Genomic DNA, 18047 nt, shown 5'->3' with positions numbered 1-18047 from the left:
TGAAGTACCGTCCGCTCGGCGCCGCGTCGCTGCTGCGCCGCAATCTGCTGGTCTACGGCCTTGGCGGCATCCTGCTGCCGTTCCCGTTCATCAAGCTGATCGACATGGTCCTGACGGCGTTCGGCTGGGCTTGAGGCAGTCCGGCTCGTTCACACGGCGCAGCACGCGGACGGGATGAGCGTCATCGAAGCGAAGACCGGCCCCTCACCCCCATGCCCGCCCCACCGACGCGCTGACCACCACCGATTGCAGCCCTTGAATATGCTCGGCCTCATCGATCGCCGCTTCGAGATCCGCGAACGCGAACGTGCGCACTTCCACCGCATCGAGCGGCAATTGCCCCGACGCCGCGAGCGCCACCAGCGCGAGATAGTCGGCCGGCGTGTACATGAAGTGGCCGATGATCTCCCAGTTGTTGCGCAGCATCTGCGCGTAGGGGACCGGCAGCGGCACCTGCATGCTGCCCATCAGCACGAGACGTCCGGCGCGGCGCAGGCTCATGAGCGCGGCGACGGTCGAGCTCGCGTCGCTCGCCTGGCCGACCATATCGAATGCGAGATCCACGCCGCCCTGACTGTGCTCGCGTATCGCGGCCGCGTCGCGCTCGGTGTCGCCCGTCAGCGCGACCGGCACCACCCTGCCGCCGCCGAAGCGCGTGAGCGGGCTCAGCGCCTCGCGGCGCCGCCCGAGCACGACGACGCGGCTCGCGCCCATCGCGAGCGCCCCGAGCACGGCGGCCGAGCCGAAGTAGCCGGTCGCGCCGTTGATCGCGACCGTCTCGCCCGCGGCCAGCCTGCCGCGCCGCAAGCCGCCGAACGGCACCGCGAACTTGGCGAGCGCGGCGAGGCGTTCGGGTGCGACGTCTTCGAGGCCAGCGAGCGGAACGATCGTCGAAGCGGGAAACTCCGCGAGCTCGCGCAGCGTGCCGTGCGGGAAATCGGCCTGCAGCGGCGCGCTGTCCGGGCTGATGCCGGTCAGGCCGATCAGCACCTGCGCCGGGTCGCGCACCGTTTCGTTCGCGATCCAGTACGGATTCACGAGCACGCGCTGGCCGGCGCGAAACGAGCGCACGCCCTCGCCCACCGCCGACACGCGCCCGATGCCGTTGGTGCCGGGCGAGAACGGCGCCGGCGGGTAGGCGTAGGGCAGCTTGCCGGAGAGATACGCACGCGTGTAGGTGAGGAGCGGCACCGCCTCCATCCGGACCAGCACCGCGCCGGGGCGCGTCGCCGGTTCGGGAATGTCGCGCAATGCGAGCGGCTTGCCAGGTTCGTCCAATAGCCAGGCTTTCATCGGGTTCTCCGCTTCGGGTCAAGGAGACCGTAGAACTTTAGGCGGCAGCTACCGAAGTTAAAAGTGGAATCGCAGCTTTCGACGTCTAAACGCTCGCATCCGCGAGCTTAAAGACAGCCACGGCATGACCGAGGTTCATCGCCTGCTCCTGAAGCGATTCCGCCGCGGCGGCGGCCTGCTCCACCAGTGCCGCGTTTTGCTGCGTCACCTCGTCCATCTGCACCACGGCCAAGTGGATTTGCTCGATGCCCCGGCTTTGCTCTTCAGAAGCCGAAGCGATTTCACCCACGATGTCCGACACCTGCTTGATCGCCTGCATCACTTCGCCGATCGTTGCCCCAACTTCCATCGCCTGTTTCGCGCCGACCTGAATCGTCTCCACGGAAGAGCCGAGCAGTTCCTTGATTTCCTTCGCCGCAGCCGCCGAGCGCTGCGCGAGGCTGCGCACCTCGCTCGCCACGACCGCGAAGCCGCGCCCTTGCTCTCCGGCGCGCGCGGCCTCCACCGCCGCGTTCAAGGCGAGAATGTTGGTCTGGAATGCAATCGCCTCGATGACGCCGGTGATCTCCGAAATTCTCGTCGAGCTTCCGCTGATGCTTTCGATCGTTCTGACCATCCCCTGCATGGCGCCGTTGCCCGCGTCGGCCATATCGCTCGCGCGCGCAGCGAGTACGTTGGCCTGCCGCGCATTGTCGGCATTCTGTCTGACGGTCTCGGTCAATTGCGTCATGCTCGATGCGGTCTCTCCCAATGACGCCGCCTGCTCCTCCGTTCGCACGGACAGATCGGCATTCCCGCTCGAGATTTCCCGCGCCGCCACATTGACCGTTTCGGTACTGGCCATGATGCCGCTCACCGTATCGCCGAGTTGCCGATCCATTTTCTTCAACGCCTGAAGCAACTGCCCGAACTCGTCCTGGGAGACCTTTCCGTCGAACGGGTTTCCCAACGTTCCGCCGGCGATCCGATCCGCTACCCACACCGCCCTTTCGAGCGGTCTGGTCACGGCGCCCGAAAGATAGAAAGCCAGACCCGCTCCCGTGACAATGCCTAAGCTCACGAGCGCGATAGAGGTCACAAGAATGGCCCGGTAAATCGAATCGCTGTCCTCCGCGAACTGCTGCGCCTGCTCCTTGTTCAGCGCGGCGTTTTCATCGATCAGTTTCGCCAGCGATCCGGCGATCTCCTCGTGGCTGTCCACCAGCGGCATGGCGCCGAAGTAGCTGCCGGCAGCCAGCTCATGGATCACTTGCTCGGTCAAGTCATTGAACTGCGGCAAGAGGTTCTTGATTCGATCGGCGACGGCATGCTCCTTCTCGCCCGAAACGCCGTCCGGATAGTAGTGCTTCCACGCTCTGTCGATGGCTTTCTGGTCGCCGCGAATCTGTTCGATGCCGGCCTTGGTGCGGCCCGGATCGCGAAACATCTCGATGAGGTGAAGCTGGAGCCGGATATCGAGCTGCGCCGCACGCACGTCCGACAGGTCCGCGATCGGGCCTGTGTTCCCGGCATAGGAATCGCGCATGTTCGAGTTCACCCTCGACAGGCCCGCTGCACCGAAAACACCGACGACCGCAATCAGCGTCACGGACACGCCGAACGTGACAAAGATCTTGAACCTGATGCTTTGCAAGAAACGTTTCACCATCCCCTCCGTTGATGGGGCTGCGCCGCCTGCATCCCGGGCAGGCGGCAATCCCGGCATCGGCACGGCCGCTCAGAACTTGTGGCGCAGGCCGACCCGAAGGACGAGTTGCGAGCGCGTCGACGACGTCGAGGCAGCCCCGGGAACATAAGCCTCGTCGAGAACCGTGCCGGTCTCGTCGCCGCCGACGTGCTGGTACGCTCCCTGGGCATAGACATCGGTGCGCTTCGACAGGTTGTAGTCCGCCATCAGGCCGGCCGACTGGTAGTTCGGGTGCAACGTCCCACTCGTCGCGTTGAAGCTCGTTCGCGTGTAGGTATATTCGGCCCCGACGTAGAACGCTGGCGTGAACTGGTATTTCGCGTTGACTTCGAAATTGTTGAACTTGAGGGACGACAGGGTTGCGCCGTTAGCCGGAGTAATCGTGCCTACATAGCCGGAACTCAGCGGCTGGTCAACGTCGGTATTGGTGTAGACGAACCCGAGCGTGGCGCTGCCGAACGTGTAGTTGACGCCCGCGCCGAACACGCGCAGGCGCGTTGCGACAAAGTTCTCGTCGCCGCCGTTGTTGATCGCGCCCGAAGCCGTCGACGAAGGGTTGTTCGCCTGCAGATAGGCGGCCGCAAGCAACAGGCCGCCGGTTGCATATTGCGCACCCACGCTGTACTGGCGGTTGTTCGCGAAGTTCGTTGCGTTGCTGAAGCTGTAGGTGCCGCCGAACTGGAACCCCGCGAAGGTGGGACTCGTGTACTTGACCGTATTGTTCACGCGGAACGTGTTGTCCGTATTGTCGTTGTCGTACGGGTGCGAAAACAGATAGCCGGCCCAGTTCCCGTTCGCCGTGGTCTGCGCCAGATAGTCGACCAGCGAATCGTATTGCCGCCCGAGCGCGACCGTGCCGTACGTGTCTTGCGCAAGACCCACGTACGCCTGCCGGCCGAATTCCAGGCTGCCCTGGCCGAGCTTGCCGGTGTTCAGGTCGAACCCGTTCTCGAGCTGAAAGACCGCCTTGAGGCCGCCGCCCAGATCCTCCGAGCCTTTCAGGCCCCAACGGCTGCCTTGCACATAGCCGCTTTCCAGTTGATAGGCGTGCCCCGTACCCGCGTTGTTCGTGTAGACGAGACCTTCGTCGATCACCCCGTATAGCGTGACGCTGTTCTGCGCAAAAACTGGGACCGAAAGCGTCATCGTCAATGCCGATGCCAGCAGCTTTATTTTTTGCATATTGGAGTCTCCAAACAAGAATATTGAATTTCCGATCAACAGCGATTTGCCACCCGCGAACACAAACCGGCGTCCCTCGTTCAGGTAGTTATCCTGAATCGCGAAGCCGTGCTCAACGTTTCCTGGAATGTCGTGCCGGGCGTCGGAAGCTTTGACGTTGCGCCAAAGCGCGCCTGATCATCAATAGGTGGATGGCAGCGTATCAAGACAAATTAGCCTATCCCGCTACATTTTCTTAGTGCTTTGCCATACATCGGGTAATGCATGGCGGCAGTACGGCATTCGCCGAAAAGCCTGTCACAACCAATCGCTTTCGAATCGGAACGTAGAAAGCGGCATGCAACCGCTCTCCGTCAGCAAGACCTGCTGTTCGAGCTTCACGCCTTCCCTTCCGTCTTCTGCTCCGATATAGCTTTCCAAGCAGATCGTCATCCCCGCTTCGAAGCTCCCGTCGTATCCGGATCCAGCCCAATCGATCCGATGAGCAATCGACGGATACTCGTCCACCATGCCGATGCCGTGTGCGATGCAGCTGTATCTGTTCTTCAGATAGCGCTCTGGAATCCTGAAACTCCGCTCGGAAAATTCGCGGAACGTCATGCCGGGCCGCAGAAGCTCCATGTTGATGTGAATCTGGGCGTATGCCGTGGCGTAGAGACGCCGCTGTTCGTCCGTCGGACGTACATGGCCGACGGTCCACGTGCGGGAAATATCGGCGCAATATCCGTTGGGGCCGACAAGGTCGGTATCGAAGGCCAGCAACTCGCCCTCGTTCATGATCTTTCCGCTGCACTCCTGCATCCAGGGGTTCGTGCGATGTCCCGATGACAGCAGGCGCGTTTCAATCCATTCCCCTCCCCGCCGGATGCTCTCGAAATGCAGATACGCCCATAGCTCCTGCTCCGTCATTCCGGGCCTGAGTTCCTCATACATGCGCTGCATGCCGTGCTCGCACGCCGCAATCGACTCCATGACGAGCACCAACTCGTCATCCGACTTGACCGAACGGGCCTGCTCGAGCATGGCTTGTCCGTCCAGGACCTCGATGCCGAGTTCGCGCAGGCAGTGCGTCCCCTCGGGATCGAGCCTGTCGACCGCAATGCGCGTGTCCATCGGCGCATGCCGCCGCATCAGGTCGGCGATTTCCCGCGCCCACTGCTTGGCTCGCCGCGCGGACTCCGGACCGGCGCTAAAGTAATTCCAGCAGGTCGCACTCCGGAGTTCGTCGATGGGATCAAGTCCGTTCCACACGTGCTCGCAGTTATGGAATTCCCAAGCGACAATGGGGCCCTCCGCAAATATCAGCACGTAGCGTGACGGATTTCGCCCTGTCCAGATCTGCATATTGGACGAATCGGTCGCGTAGCGGATATTGACAGAGTCATACAGCAAAACCGCAGGACACGCGTGATCCAGCAGTTGCTTGCGAACCCGGCCAAGACGATATGACCTCACGCGTCCCGGAAGATCGTTTTCCGGATCGGCCGATCCGCCGGCCGCATCTACCGCTTCGGCGTTATTGATGTGTTCTGCGCTGAACATCGCTTCTCCGCTTTGCGTCGAATGCCAACCACTCGCCTGGTTGCGAAGCCGTCATTTAGGCAATGCCGGCTCGTAGCGCAAAGCGCCTACAGGTCGAGCACGAGATCCGATGTTGCCCGGCTGCAGCAAAGCAAGCGCATGCCTTTGTCGATCTCGCGCTGACGTATGCCGCCGTTGTGCCGCATGTCCACGGTGCCCTCGATGAGCCTGGTCTTGCAGGTGCCGCATATTCCCTGGCTGCATGACGACGCCACGGCGACGCCGGCTTGCTTCGCGGCCGCAAGCACGGTCTGGGAATCGTCGATCGTGAAGGTCGACGAGGAGCGGGCAAGGCGGACGGTGTAGGTCTGCCGGCGTTCCGCGGCAACCGGATTTGACGTCGCGGCCGCCTGCCGCGCATCGCGCTCGACCTCTGCCGCGCCAATGTCGAAGCTCTCCTGATGGTAGCGGGACGGATCATGGCCGCCGCGGCGCAGGATATCTTTCGCAGCGTTCATGTAGCCGGCCGGCCCGCACGTGAAGACCTCGCGCTCTTTGAAATCGGGCACCCTTTGCAGCAGGAGTTCCAGGCTCAACCGGCCGACGGGTCCCTTCCAGTCCGGCTCGTTGCCGACGGCTTCGCACACGTGGATGACCTCGAGCCGGCTCGACTCGGCCGCGAGCCTCCGCAACTCGTCGCGAAAGATGATGTCCTCCGGCGTCCTCGAGCTGTGAACGAACACGATATCCCGGTCGAGCCCGAGGTCGATGCTGGCGCGCGTCATCGACATCAGCGGCGTCACCCCGGAGCCGGCCGACAGATAGAGAGATTTCGCAGCCGGATGCGACGTTGGCGTAAACACCCCTGAAGGACCATGGGCCTGCAAGACGCCGCCTGGCTTCAGGCTGTCATGCAGCCAGTTCGACATCGCGCCCCCCGGCACGCGCTTGACCGTAATGGACAGTGTGTACGGCCGGGTGGGAGGCGACGAAATCGTGTAGCAGCGCGTGACCGGCTGTCCCTTGATTTCGGCGGACACGGTGATGAACTGCCCAGGCTCGAAGCTGATTGGCAAACCCTCCTCGGTACTGAACACAAAGGTCCTCACGTCGTGCGTCTCCGCAAACACTCGGCAACAGATCAACCGCTTTTTCTGTTCGCTGGTCCACGCAGCGCCGGCACGCTCCCACGTGCCGGCGCTCGTGAAGCGATCGGCTTCGGCCTGCACCGGCTCGACAATGCAAAGGCTTGCAGCGGAAGTCATGGCAATGCGGCGCAAATGCCGTGCGCGTTCAGCCGCGATGCATACCACCGCGAGAACTGCTCGACGTACGTTTCGGTGAACGGCGAGAACTGTCCCGGGATGTAACCCGGGTCTTGTGTTCCGCGATGCGTGATGGCGACGAGATCAGCGTCTTGTGCATTCGTTGCGACCCAGACTTCCGTCAGATCGGAAAGCCGGTAGTCGATACCCTCGACGGCATCCGCATGGACGAGCCACTTCGTGCGCACCAGCGTCTTGTCCGGAGCGAGCGGGATGATGTACGAGATCACCGCGTGATCGCTCATGACATGAGTCCACGAATTGTGGGTCCACAGGTGAGTGTCGCCGAGGTCGCGGCGTTGGAGGTTGCCGAAGAGCTTGGTGCTCGCGACTTTGGTGTTCAGCGTCTGCGACTCGCCGTTCCCAGCGATCACGAGCCGCTGCGTTCTGAACTGCGTTGCGACGCCCTCGTCCAGACATTCGACCGCATCGCCGACGAAGCCCTCTCTCCCCCAGCTTTCCTGACACGCTGCATTGCGGGCGTGATAGGCATCGAGAGCCCGTTGCGATTCCTCACTGAGGTTGTCCGGACAGAAACCGAAGTCCTCCGGCAAAAAGGATGCGGTCAGCTCCGGGTGAGTGCCCGCGCAGTGATAGCACTCGCGGTTGTTCTCGATCACCAGTTTCCAGTTGCCGTTCTCGATGATCTCCGCTTCATGGGCAATCTTCGTGTACTGAAGGTCATACGGCGCGAAGCGCGGGGCCATGACCTCCTCGAGCCTCGCAATGTCCTTCGGCGGATTGTCGTCGAGACAGATGAAAATGTGCGTGCCGACTATCCTGGTATGCACCGGAATCAGGCTGCGGCATGCCGCGTCGAAGTCCTTTCCCATGTGGGTGGCATGACGGAGGCTGCCGTCGAGGCCGTAGGTCCACTGATGGTAGCGGCAAACCAGCATGCCGACCGTCGACTTCCCCGCTTCTTTCAGGCGAGCACCACGATGCCGGCAAATGTTGCGATAGGTCCGGATGTTTTCGTCGTCGTCGCGCACGATGAGAATGGAAGCGCTTCCGATGTCGACCGCCGAGACGTCGCCCGGTTCGGGAACGTCCGCCGTCACGCCTACGAGAATCCAGTGCTTGTGGAAGAAAATCTCGACGTCTTTCTCGAAGACGTCCTGGCGTCCGAATAGCTCGCCAGGCATGCCGTGACCGGGTCGACGGCTGCGCACGAGTTCGCCGTGCGTTCTGATCAGCGTCTCAGACATCGTTCTCTCCAACGTTTTGAATTGCCGCGATGCCCATGCATCCCGTTACGATTTCAGTATTGGAGGAACGAAAAAGAGCGTCAACGCGCTATATTTTCCAGTTCGCATGACTTGAAGTTATGCGAAGAGCGGATCGCCCGCGAGCTTCGCAGTCCGAGGCGGCACGCCTCAATGTGCAACGACGTCCTCGCGCAACCAGTCGATCAGGCCGCCGATTGCCGGAGTGATCGTGCGGCCATGGGGAACGACGGCGAAGTACGCATCGCTGACCTTGAAGGAGGCCGTCGGCAGCCGCACGAGCTCGCCCGCAGCCAGCAGATCGTGAACCAGGCGTCCCCAGCCGAGCGCGATACCTTGTCCGTAGCGCGCGGCCTGAATCGCGTCGGTGTACAAGCTGAAACTGAATGCGAAATGCAGTCTCGGCGGTCGAACGCCGACGGCATGAAACCATTCTTCCCATCCCATCCAGCCTTCCGACGTGGAGTCGGACTCGATGAGCGCGGTACCGGCGAGGTCCGCAAGCGAGTCCGGCATCGTGTTCGCCGCGAGCCAGCCCGGCGAGCAAACCGGAAACACCTCTTCGTCGAACAGCAAGGTCGCCGTGCCGTCGCTCCATCTGCCATTGCCGAACCGGACTGCGACGTCGACCTCCTTGTGCCGCAAGTCGGCCGTGAACATTTGTGTGATCAGCCGTAACTGCATGTGCGGCTGAGATTTTTTCAGCGCTGCCAGCCTGGGTAAGAGACGGAAATGCGAGAACGCGGCAGTGGCCGCCAGCACCAGCTCCTGCTGTTCGGTGCCGCTCGACAACCGGTCGAACACACCGGCGATTTTCTGCATGGATTCGGCCACGACAAGGTACAAGGCCTCGCCTTCGGGGGTGAGCACGATCGACCGGTGCAGCCGGTGAAAAAGCCGGACGCCGAGTGTCTCCTCCAGAAGCCTGACCTGGCGGCTCACCGCGGCTTGCGTGACGCCGAGTTCGTCGGCGGCGACGGTGAAGCTGCTTAGCCGCGCGACCGCCTCGAACTCGACCAGAGCCGTCATCGACGGGATCAGCCGCCGGTATCCCTTTGTTCTTGTGCTTATCGCTTTCAAGGTGAGGCTCGCTAGGCGACGATCGACGAATCGGTGCGCGCAACGACCAGCACCGTGCATCCCTCCGCCGAAGAAGTGCTATGCCGCGAGCCGGCGGGATAGGACACCGTCTGACCCGGATGAAAATCGGTGCCGTCGTCGTCGGTGAACACGCCGTCGAGAATCAGAATCAGCTCGGTCGAGTCGTGCCGATGCTCGAACGAGCGCGCGCCGGCTTCGAGACGCATCCAGTAGCTGGTCCAGGCGCCGCCCTCGTCCTCCGCAACCGGAATCCAGGAAAAGCCGGGAAGTGCCGTATCGCCGATCATCATCGGCCGCCAGTCGCGCGCGTCGATCGAATACCAGCGGCGTCCATCCTTCACCTTCAATCCGGCGAGAGGCTCCATGTCATCGCCGACGTGCTTCGTGGTCATCGTGTCGTTTCCTTGATGGGATTGTGTAAAGGAAAAACTTGCCGGTTGAGCGCCAAGGGCTTTTGGGCTCTTGCGCTAGATAGCGGCCAATGCAGGCGCATGACTCTGCATTCGCGCCACACGATAGGCATGCGGCGATTCGCCAAACTCCTTTCTGAACTCGCGGCCAAGATGCGAAGCATCCGAGAAGCCGCAGGACGTTGCGATATCGGCGACCGTCCGATCGGAACTCGTCAGCAGCCAGGACGCCATCCGGATTCGAATCTGCCGCCCGTATGCGTTTGGGGATTTCCCCGTTTCGAGCGTGAACAGGCGCTCGAGCTGCCGCACCGATACCTCCAGACGCCGCGCAAGCTCCACCAGACTCAGCGGCTGACCGATGTGCTGCTCCATCAGCAAGATCGCTCGCCTCACCTTGGGATGGGTCGCGGGCTCGAGTCCCGGCGGATAGGGCTGCGGGGCATGGCTCTTTTGCGCATCGTCCACAAGCAGGATACGAAGCGCCTTTTGCACGATCGTCGCTTCGACGTGCCGCAGCAGGATGGCCGCAGCCACGTCGATCGATGCCCGGCCTCCCGAGCACGTGATGCGCCGCCCGTCGATGACGAACAGCCGGTCCGCCACCAGCTTGCGCTCGTCGGCCCCTGGAAAGCGTTCGACAAAGTCCCAGTAATGGAACCAGCTGACGCACATGCGGTACCCGTCCATCACGCCGGCTCGCATCAAGGCGAACACGCCGGTGCAGATGCCGACCAGCGTCGCGGACGTATCGGCCGCTGCGCGAATGAACCGCAGCGTCGCTTCGCTTGCCGATGGCCCCGAATGCAGCAAGCCCCCTACGACCACGACGTAATCGAACGACCCGGCTTCCTCGTAAGTCGTCCAAGGCGCAATCTGGATTCCGCAGCTGGCTCTGACCGGGACAAGAGATTCCCCGACGATGGTCCATGAGCAGCGAACCGGCCGGCTCATGTCGCCTTCGTCGCTTGCGAGCCTGAGAAGGTCGACGAAGCCGGAAAACGCGGTCAGCGTGAAGTTGGGCAATAGCACGATTCCAAAGCGGATTCTCCGGGCGGTTTCGGCTTGGGAAGCGATAGGGTGGCTGAGCATGGGACTGCCTGCGACTCGATGCCGGCAAGCGCTATTTGACGATTTCCGCTTCGGCGCCGTGCCATTCGCGCATCATCGCGCCGACTTCCTCGCCGAGCCATTCGCGAAACTGCAGGTACTCGGGCCGCAGCTTGGCGTTCTTGTGCGTGATCAGGTAGTGATGACGATCGTGAAACACGAGCGCATCCTGAACCGGCCGAATCAGAAGTCCCTGCTCCACCTGACGATGCACGAGGTGATGCCAGCCAAGCAGGGTGCCTTCGCCTGCTTCGGCTTGCGCAACCAGGAGGCGATAGTCGTTGCTCTCCAGATGCTCGTTCTCGACTAGCCGGTCCGAGCCATCGCTTTGCTGAAACCAGTTTCGCCATACGCGCCAATCGACATGCTCACAAACCTGGGCTCGCCCCAGCAAGGAGAGATTCAAGGTGGGATGCGACAGCAGGTCCAGCGGCTTCAGCGACCTGCCACGGAAATGGCGTTCATGGAACGATTGACTGCAGACCGGATAGACGATGTCGTGGAAAAGCGGCTCGACTTCGTACTCCGCCTCGCGTGGAGGATTCTTGGTGATGATGATGTCGGGTTCCATGAGCTCATCCAGCTCCATGAAATGCTCCGTCACCATCACGTGCAACCGGAGATCCGGAAACCGCTTGCGGAACAGCGGCAGTCTGAACGAGAGCCACAAGGCGGAGAAAGTGTGCGAGACGCAGATCGTCAGCGCATGCTTGTCCGAGCGGCGCACGGCCTCGGCCGCCTCCGCGATGTTCATGATCGAGAGATACGACGCGTTGTAGAGAATGCGGCCGGCGTCGGTCAGCGCAATGTGCCGGCCGGTGCGCTCGAACAGCGCGACATCGAGCGAATCCTCGAGCTCCTTGATTTGCCTGCTGATTGCCGCCTGGGTCACGCACAGCACCTCCGCCGCCTGCGTGAAGCTCTCATATCGCGCCGCGGTGACAAAGCATCTCAGCGCCCGCAACGACGGCATCTGGGCTAGGAGTCTGTCGGCGAACAACTGCTTCTTTTGCATGGCTATCACCTTCCAAGCGGATACGCGCGAGAGCGTCCTACGGGCTCTTTGCCGGTCGATGCAACCGCATTGCCCCGTGACAACGCGGCGATCGCGCCCCAGCCGAGACACCTCAGACGAAAATAGTTTGCTAGTCCCCCCGCTTGCTGGCAAGAGAGGTCAACCCGAGGCCGGGCCCGGCCCTCTACGCGCGGCCTTCGATCCGATCGAGGACCCGGCCGAGCGCGTCGCCATAGTGCGCGTAGGTTCCCCGCTGCGATAGCTCGGCATGAACCTGCTCGTTGATGCCGCCCGGCGTCATGCAACTTTCGGCCATGAGCGAAAAGGGTTGCGCTGTCCGCGTGGTGCCGTGCGCCAGGCCCACGCAGTAGCCCGACAGAAAGGCGCGCGCGTCTTCATACCGGAGCCCTTGCCGGACCAGCCACGACGCTTGGGCTTCGAGGACCGCATAGAAGCTCGCCATGGTCGCCGTCGCGGCAGACAGCGCGTCGAACTTGCCTTCGCTATCGACTTCGACCGCCTCGCCCAGAGGCAAGAAAAGCGATTTCGCGAGATCGTCTGCCGGACAGATCACCGTGCTGCCCTTGCCCTCGGCGACCGCCGGCAACGGGATGGCGCGCACGACCTTGCTCGCCGTGCGGACCAGCCTGCGCACTTCATCGATCTTGATCCCTGCAATGAAGCTGATGACGTGATGGCGTGCGTCGAACTCGAGTCCGCTCAGCACGCCGGCCGCGATTTGCGGCACGACGGCAAGGCAGATCGCGTCGGATGTTGCCAGCACTTCCTGGTTGCTTGCGCAAACATGCACGCGCGCATCGAGCTCAGCGAGCCCCGCGGCGGTTTCCGCATTGCGGGGCGACAGCGCGATCCGCTCGAATGGAACGCCGAACCGGATCAGGCCGGTAACGACCGCTTGCGTGATGACGCCGGTTCCGATGAATCCAAGTCGCATGTCGAATGCCTTCAGTCGAGCTTGAGCCAAGTGGTCTTCAGCTCGCAATACTGGTCATGGGCGTAGATCGATTTGTCGCGGCCGCCGAAGCCCGATTGCTTGAAGCCGCCGAACGGCGTGGACAGGTCGCCCTCGCCGAAGCAGTTCACCGTCACCGTACCCGCCCGGATGCGCGCCGCGATCTTGTGCGCGTGGTTGACGTTGTCCGTCCAGAGCGACGCAGCCAAGCCGTAGCATGTGTCATTGGCGATCCGCACCGCGTCGTCGACGTCGCCGTATTCGATAAAGCAGACGACCGGGCCGAACACTTCTTCGCGCGCGATGCTCATCTCGGGCGTCACGTTGTCGAAGATGGTCGGCTCGACGAACCACCCTCCGGTTTCGGTCAGCGTCGCCTTGCCGCCGCACACCACGCGCGCGCCTTCCGCCTTCGCCTTCTCGATGTGAGCGAGCACTTTTTCATAGTGCTGCGCTTCGATCAGGGAACCCAGCTTCACGTCGGGGTCGAGCGGATCGCCGGTCTTCCAGCCTTCCAGCACGGCCTGGACTTTCTGCAGCAATTCGGCCTTCCTGCTCGCGGGCACCAGAATGCGCGACCCGGCGCTGCAGTTCTCGCCCATGTTCCAGAACGCGGCGGCAACCGCATTCTCGGCGACGGGGTCGAGATTCGCGACGTCGGGCAGCACGACCTGAGGATTCTTGCCGCCGCATTCCAGTACGACACGCTTCAGGTTCGTGTCGGCGGAGTAGCGCAGGAAGCGCTTGCCCGTTTCCGTGGAGCCGGTGAAGGCGACCAGGTCGATGTCGGCATGGCGCCCGATCGCCTGACCCGCATCTTCTCCGAAGCCGGTGACGACGCTGAAGACACCCGCAGGCACGCCGGCTTCCAACGCGAGGTCGGCGATGCGCAGCGTCGACAGCGACGTCTGCTCGGCAGGCTTCACGATGACGCTGTTGCCCACCGATAGCGCCGGGCCGATCTTCCAGGCCAGCATGAGCGCCGGGAAGTTCCAGGGCAGCACCGCGCCCACGACACCGATAGGCTCGCGGGTGATCATGCTCACCACGCTCGGGCCCGACGGCGACAGCGCGTCGTAGCGCTTGTCGGTGGCTTCGGCGTGCCAGCGGATGCAGGCCGCCGACTCGGGAATGTCCAGACCGAGGCACTCGCTGATCGGCTTGCCCGCTTCGAGCGCTTCGAGAAGCGCGAGCTGCCCGGCGTTCTCCTCGATCAACTGCGCCAGCCGGAGCAGCACGGCTTTCCGCTGTGCAGGCGCGGCCTTCGACCACACGCCGCTTTCGAACGCCTCTCTAGCCGCGACGACCGCCCGGTCGACATCCTTGGCATCGCACTTCGCGATATCGGCCAATACCTTGCCGGTCGACGGGTTGAGCGTCCGGAACGTCTCATCCGAAGCGGCCGCGCATCGTCGCCCGGCGATGAACGCCCGGCCATCCAGCGACAGCGTTTCCGCCTTCTGCTTCCATTCCTGATAAGTCGCCATTGTCTTGTCCTCGAAAATTAAAGCTCGGCTCCTGCCGTGAATTCCTTGACCCAGATTGCAGCGGATACGGCGACGTCGGCAATCGGACGCACCGGCAGTGAACGCGGATGCGGCTGATTCAGAAGCTGACGCACGAGGTCGCTCGATTGCCCGAGCGCGTACTCCGCGATGAGCTTGCCCGACGCGGACCCTCGGCTCAGACCGAGGCCATTGCAGCCGACCGCTTCGAAAACACCGTCGCCTCGCTGTCCGAACAGTGCGCCGTTGTTGGTGGACAGGCACAGCGGCCCGCCCCACGTGTATTCCAGTTCAACGTTCTTCAGCATCGGAAAGCGCCGGTCGAATGAGCGTTGATGCAGACTCTTTGCCTTCGCGAGGTCGGCCTCGGACACTTCGAGGCTCGGCCTGAACGCGAAGTGGTTGCGCACGCAAATGCGGCCGGTGATCAAACGGCGCACGGTCGTGCCCATCGGATCTGCCGGAATCAGCGCCCACGACCGCGCGCCGCCGAGCTTCATGACCTCGTCCGGGTTCATCACGCGCGTCATGGACGCAAACGTGTAGACGGGCAGCAAACCATTTGGATGTCCCCCGAACGTCGCCGCGTAGGCGTTGGTGCAGAGAATCACCCGCTTCGTCGTGATCTTGCCGCTGGCGAAGCTCAGCACTTTGGTATCGCCGCGATGCTCGATTCCCTTTACCGCGCTCAACTCGAAGACCTTCACGCTTGACGGCAAGGTCGACGCCAGGCCGCGCATCAGGGCAGCCGGCTGAACCGTGCTGCACCCCGGCGTAAACAGCGCGCCGCAGTAAAAGCCGGTGCCGGTGACCTTGGCGATGGCCGCCTCGTCGAGCCAATCGAATGCCTCGCCGATACGGGTCAAGCCTTCGGCGAACTGGGCAAGCGCCGCCTGCCCCTTCTTGTTCACCGACGCATGAAACTTGCCGTCGTCCCGCCAGTCGCATTCGATGCCGTGCTGACGCACGACCGAACGCACGTAGTCGATTCCATGCCGTTGCAGCCGCACGTCCGCCTTGTCCGCTTCCACGCTTCGCGAGTAGCTCTCGCTGCTGATGTCGTGCGGCAGGTCCACGAAGAAGCCGGAATTGCGCCCGGCGGTGGTGCGTCCGATGCGGTCCGCCTCGACCAGCGCGATCGAGGCCTCGGGTGCAAGCTCCGCCAGGCGGCGGGCCGCGCATAGCCCCGTAATGCCCCCGCCGATGACAACCCAGTCATATCGGCGCTCGGACGACACCGCCTCGGCGGGCGCGGGCGGCGGCAGACTCTCCCACCACCCGTTCACGCCGTCCGGAGCGGGAAACCGCATGAATTCCAGTTTCGAGGCCATGCAAATTACTGAACGTTGCGCAACAGCGGTTTGACGAGCTTCGCAAACGCGCTGCGCTCGTCGTCGGACAGCGTGCCGAGCGGCGCACGGGCGACACCAACGGGCACTCCCGCCAGCTCGCAACCGTAGCGAACGTATTGAATGAATTTCCCGCTGCGCTCCAGCAGTTCGAGCACGGGCAGCAGTTGCGCCATCAGCTCGCGGCCCAATGCAAAGTCGCCTTGCTCGACGCACGCATCGAAGAGCGCCGTGTGCGCTTCCGGCAAGAAATTCGAGGCCCCGCCGACCCAGCTCTTCGCGCCCCACGCAAAGAACTCGAGCGCCTGGTCGTCCATCCCGCAGCTGAGCACCAGCTTGTCCTTGAAATGGGTGGCGAGGTAATGCAGATGCGAAACGTCCCCCGTGCTTTCCTTCATGGCGATGAAGTTCGGCCGCTCGAGCAGCGTCGCGAGGACGCCGTCGCTGATCTCCGTCCCGGTGCGGGCCGGGAAGTTGTACAGCATGATCGGCATGTCGAGCGCATCGTCCACCTTCAGCAGATGGGCGAGGAGTTCTTCCTGCGTCGGCTGAGCATAATAAGGAGCGGCAACCAGCAACGCGGGCAGGCCCGCACGCTTCGCCTCCTGGCCGAGCCGGATCACTTCCCGAGTCGTGGTCGCGTTGATACCCGCGGTCAGATACGTCTTGCCGCCGGCTGCCTCGGCAACCGTGTTGAATGTCTTGACTCGCTCCTCGAAACTCAGTGCGTAGTATTCGCCTGTGGTTCCACCGACCCCTAGGCCCGAAACCCGGCCTGCGAGATCGGCGGCGTGCCTGCCGAGCAAATCATGGTCGATTTCACCGTCCGCCTTGAACGGTGTCACCAGCGGGGTATGTACGCCCTCGAAGCTCATTTCGGTTTCTCTCTTCGGTTATCGTCAAACAGGTCATCGACACGGCCGCTATCGGCCGCTGCTTGCGGCCGCGAACGCCTCCGCATGTGAGTAGATGGGGAACTGGCTGCACAGGTCTCTCACGCGGGCGCGCACTGCGCGCTCGACCTGCTCGTCGCCGTCGGGCTCGCGCGCGAGCGCCGACAGGACTTCAAGAATCATTTCACCGACCTGCTCGAACTGAGCGGTGCGGAATCCGCGCGTCGTGCCGGCGGGCGTGCCGAGCCGGATTCCGGAGGTCACGGTCGGGTTTTCCGTGTCGAACGGGATGCCGTTCTTGTTGCAGGTGATGCCGGCGCGCTCCAGCGCCTTTTCGGCCTGCGTGCCCGTGATCCGTTTGGCGCGCAGGTCGACGAGCAACAGGTGGTTGTCGGTTCCGCCCGTGACGAGGTCCAGTCCGCCGGACTTCAGGACATCGCCGAGCACCTGGGCGTTGCACAGCACCTGGTCGATATAGCTCTTGAACTCCGGACGAAGCGCTTCACCGAACGCCACCGCCTTGCCCGCGATGACATGCATGAGCGGGCCGCCTTGCAATCCGGGGAACACGGCCGAGTTGATCTTCTTGGCGATGTCGCCGTTGTTGGTGAGGATGAAGCCGCCGCGCGGCCCGCGCAGCGTCTTGTGCGTGGTCGACGTCACCACGTCTGCAAAACGGAGTGGATTCGCATGCCTTCCGGCTGCGACGATGCCGGCAATATGGGCCATGTCGACCATCAGCATGGCGTCGACGCTATCTGCGATCTCGCGGAAAGCGGCAAAATCGAGCGCCCGCGGATAGGCCGAGTAGCCCGCGATGATGAGCTTCGGACGGTGCTCCTGCGCCAGCCTGCGAACCTGGTCGTAGTCGATGCGGTAGGTTTCCGGGCTCACGCCGTACTGGACGGCGTTGAACCACTTGCCGGAAAGCGCCGGCCGGGCGCCGTGCGTAAGGTGGCCGCCCGCATCCAGCGACATGCCCATGACCGTTTCGCCCGGCTTGACGAGCGCGAGCATCACCGCGCCGTTGGCCTGCGCGCCGGAATGCGGCTGCACGTTGGCGTACTCGGCTTCGAACAGCGCCTTCACACGATCGATGGCCAACGCCTCTACGCGATCGACGTGCTCGCAGCCGCCGTAATACCGCTTGCCCGGATAGCCTTCCGCGTACTTGTTGGTGAGCACCGTGCCTTGCGCCTCCATCACGGCGGCCGAGACGATGTTCTCGGAAGCGATCAATTCGATCTGGGTCTGCTGGCGGCGCAACTCCAGCGCAATCTCCGATGCGATGACGGGGTCGCGGCTCTGGAGCGTTTCAGAAAAAAAACGCGAGTTCTCGTTCACTGGTCACTCCGGAAAGAATCGTGTGAAACAGGCCCTGGAAAACTGAGAAATCATTGGCGCGGCGGGCCCTCTCAAGCCCGCCCGACTACAAGCAAAACGCTGCCTCTCCGCGA

15 protein-coding genes are annotated in these 18047 nt (G+C 62.9%); all 15 read right to left on the bottom strand.

Features of this window, described 5'->3' with window-relative positions:
- Positions 1 to 204: 204 nt before the first annotated feature.
- The 15 genes from FAZ69_RS32320 to glyA all read right to left on the bottom strand — a co-directional run bounded on the left by FAZ69_RS32320 (position 205) and on the right by glyA (position 17934).
- Positions 205 to 1293 carry a zinc-binding dehydrogenase gene (locus tag FAZ69_RS32320; RefSeq protein WP_136899440.1) on the bottom strand — a complete coding sequence of 363 codons (1089 nt, stop codon included), beginning with the start codon at positions 1291 to 1293 and terminating at the stop codon, positions 205 to 207.
- 85 nt (positions 1294 to 1378) lie between these two features.
- Positions 1379 to 2941, bottom strand: a complete 1563-nt coding sequence (locus FAZ69_RS32315; RefSeq protein ID WP_136899438.1) for a methyl-accepting chemotaxis protein — start codon at positions 2939 to 2941, stop codon at positions 1379 to 1381.
- A gap of 69 nt (positions 2942 to 3010) precedes the next feature.
- Positions 3011 to 4162 carry a porin gene (locus FAZ69_RS32310; RefSeq protein WP_136899436.1) on the bottom strand — a complete coding sequence of 384 codons (1152 nt, stop codon included), beginning with the start codon at positions 4160 to 4162 and terminating at the stop codon, positions 3011 to 3013.
- 297 nt (positions 4163 to 4459) lie between these two features.
- The gene (locus tag FAZ69_RS32305) at positions 4460 to 5704 is read right to left on the bottom strand and encodes a M24 family metallopeptidase (protein ID WP_136899434.1); all 1245 of its coding nucleotides are present in this window, start codon (positions 5702 to 5704) and stop codon (positions 4460 to 4462) included.
- An 86-nt stretch (positions 5705 to 5790) separates the two neighbouring features.
- Positions 5791 to 6948, bottom strand: coding sequence for an FAD-binding oxidoreductase (locus FAZ69_RS32300; RefSeq protein WP_136899447.1), 1158 nt, complete (start codon positions 6946 to 6948; stop codon positions 5791 to 5793).
- Complete coding sequence (locus FAZ69_RS32295; RefSeq protein WP_136899432.1) at positions 6945 to 8216, bottom strand: aromatic ring-hydroxylating oxygenase subunit alpha; 1272 nt, start codon at positions 8214 to 8216, stop codon at positions 6945 to 6947. The genes FAZ69_RS32300 and FAZ69_RS32295 overlap by 4 nt, the downstream gene beginning before the upstream one ends.
- A gap of 168 nt (positions 8217 to 8384) precedes the next feature.
- Complete coding sequence (locus tag FAZ69_RS32290; protein WP_169708839.1) at positions 8385 to 9263, bottom strand: LysR substrate-binding domain-containing protein; 879 nt, start codon at positions 9261 to 9263, stop codon at positions 8385 to 8387.
- 62 nt (positions 9264 to 9325) lie between these two features.
- A complete protein-coding gene (locus FAZ69_RS32285) occupies positions 9326 to 9727 on the bottom strand; it encodes a cupin domain-containing protein (RefSeq protein ID WP_136899430.1) in 402 nt (133 codons plus the stop codon).
- Between the two features lie 75 nt (positions 9728 to 9802).
- Positions 9803 to 10837, bottom strand: a complete 1035-nt coding sequence (locus FAZ69_RS32280; RefSeq protein WP_136899428.1) for a GlxA family transcriptional regulator — start codon at positions 10835 to 10837, stop codon at positions 9803 to 9805.
- A gap of 31 nt (positions 10838 to 10868) precedes the next feature.
- Positions 10869 to 11870, bottom strand: coding sequence for a LysR substrate-binding domain-containing protein (locus tag FAZ69_RS32275; RefSeq protein WP_136899426.1), 1002 nt, complete (start codon positions 11868 to 11870; stop codon positions 10869 to 10871).
- Between the two features lie 184 nt (positions 11871 to 12054).
- Positions 12055 to 12825, bottom strand: coding sequence for a pyrroline-5-carboxylate reductase (locus FAZ69_RS32270; protein ID WP_136899424.1), 771 nt, complete (start codon positions 12823 to 12825; stop codon positions 12055 to 12057).
- A gap of 11 nt (positions 12826 to 12836) precedes the next feature.
- Positions 12837 to 14330 carry an aldehyde dehydrogenase gene (locus FAZ69_RS32265; protein WP_136899422.1) on the bottom strand — a complete coding sequence of 498 codons (1494 nt, stop codon included), beginning with the start codon at positions 14328 to 14330 and terminating at the stop codon, positions 12837 to 12839.
- Between the two features lie 17 nt (positions 14331 to 14347).
- Positions 14348 to 15679 carry an NAD(P)/FAD-dependent oxidoreductase gene (locus FAZ69_RS32260; RefSeq protein ID WP_136899420.1) on the bottom strand — a complete coding sequence of 444 codons (1332 nt, stop codon included), beginning with the start codon at positions 15677 to 15679 and terminating at the stop codon, positions 14348 to 14350.
- A 5-nt stretch (positions 15680 to 15684) separates the two neighbouring features.
- Positions 15685 to 16572 carry a dihydrodipicolinate synthase family protein gene (locus FAZ69_RS32255; RefSeq protein WP_136899418.1) on the bottom strand — a complete coding sequence of 296 codons (888 nt, stop codon included), beginning with the start codon at positions 16570 to 16572 and terminating at the stop codon, positions 15685 to 15687.
- 48 nt (positions 16573 to 16620) lie between these two features.
- Positions 16621 to 17934: a serine hydroxymethyltransferase gene (glyA, locus tag FAZ69_RS32250; protein WP_136899416.1), complete on the bottom strand. Its 1314-nt coding sequence runs from the start codon at positions 17932 to 17934 to the stop codon at positions 16621 to 16623.
- Positions 17935 to 18047: the final 113 nt, after the last annotated feature.

This window comes from Trinickia terrae (assembly GCF_005144415.1).
GTDB lineage: Bacteria > Pseudomonadota > Gammaproteobacteria > Burkholderiales > Burkholderiaceae > Trinickia_A > Trinickia_A terrae.
The sequence above is the reverse complement of the archived record's forward strand: the minus strand, read 5'-3'. Positions and strand labels throughout refer to the sequence as shown.

What these genes read in the sequence shown, in the direction of transcription:
- FAZ69_RS32260 (WP_136899420.1), bottom strand. Translation starts at nt 15,679, where the DNA reads ATGGCCTCGAAACTGGAATTCATGCGGTTTCCCGCTCCGGACGGCGTG.
- FAZ69_RS32290 (WP_169708839.1), bottom strand. Translation starts at nt 9,263, where the DNA reads ATGACGGCTCTGGTCGAGTTCGAGGCGGTCGCGCGGCTAAGCAGCTTC.
- FAZ69_RS32315 (WP_136899438.1), bottom strand. Translation starts at nt 2,941, where the DNA reads ATGGTGAAACGTTTCTTGCAAAGCATCAGGTTCAAGATCTTTGTCACG.
- FAZ69_RS32300 (WP_136899447.1), bottom strand. Translation starts at nt 6,948, where the DNA reads ATGACTTCCGCTGCAAGCCTTTGCATTGTCGAGCCGGTGCAGGCCGAA.
- FAZ69_RS32285 (WP_136899430.1), bottom strand. Translation starts at nt 9,727, where the DNA reads ATGACCACGAAGCACGTCGGCGATGACATGGAGCCTCTCGCCGGATTG.
- FAZ69_RS32305 (WP_136899434.1), bottom strand. Translation starts at nt 5,704, where the DNA reads ATGTTCAGCGCAGAACACATCAATAACGCCGAAGCGGTAGATGCGGCC.
- FAZ69_RS32270 (WP_136899424.1), bottom strand. Translation starts at nt 12,825, where the DNA reads ATGCGACTTGGATTCATCGGAACCGGCGTCATCACGCAAGCGGTCGTT.
- FAZ69_RS32275 (WP_136899426.1), bottom strand. Translation starts at nt 11,870, where the DNA reads ATGCAAAAGAAGCAGTTGTTCGCCGACAGACTCCTAGCCCAGATGCCG.
- FAZ69_RS32295 (WP_136899432.1), bottom strand. Translation starts at nt 8,216, where the DNA reads ATGTCTGAGACGCTGATCAGAACGCACGGCGAACTCGTGCGCAGCCGT.
- FAZ69_RS32280 (WP_136899428.1), bottom strand. Translation starts at nt 10,837, where the DNA reads ATGCTCAGCCACCCTATCGCTTCCCAAGCCGAAACCGCCCGGAGAATC.
- FAZ69_RS32265 (WP_136899422.1), bottom strand. Translation starts at nt 14,330, where the DNA reads ATGGCGACTTATCAGGAATGGAAGCAGAAGGCGGAAACGCTGTCGCTG.
- FAZ69_RS32255 (WP_136899418.1), bottom strand. Translation starts at nt 16,572, where the DNA reads ATGAGCTTCGAGGGCGTACATACCCCGCTGGTGACACCGTTCAAGGCG.
- FAZ69_RS32320 (WP_136899440.1), bottom strand. Translation starts at nt 1,293, where the DNA reads ATGAAAGCCTGGCTATTGGACGAACCTGGCAAGCCGCTCGCATTGCGC.
- FAZ69_RS32310 (WP_136899436.1), bottom strand. Translation starts at nt 4,162, where the DNA reads ATGCAAAAAATAAAGCTGCTGGCATCGGCATTGACGATGACGCTTTCG.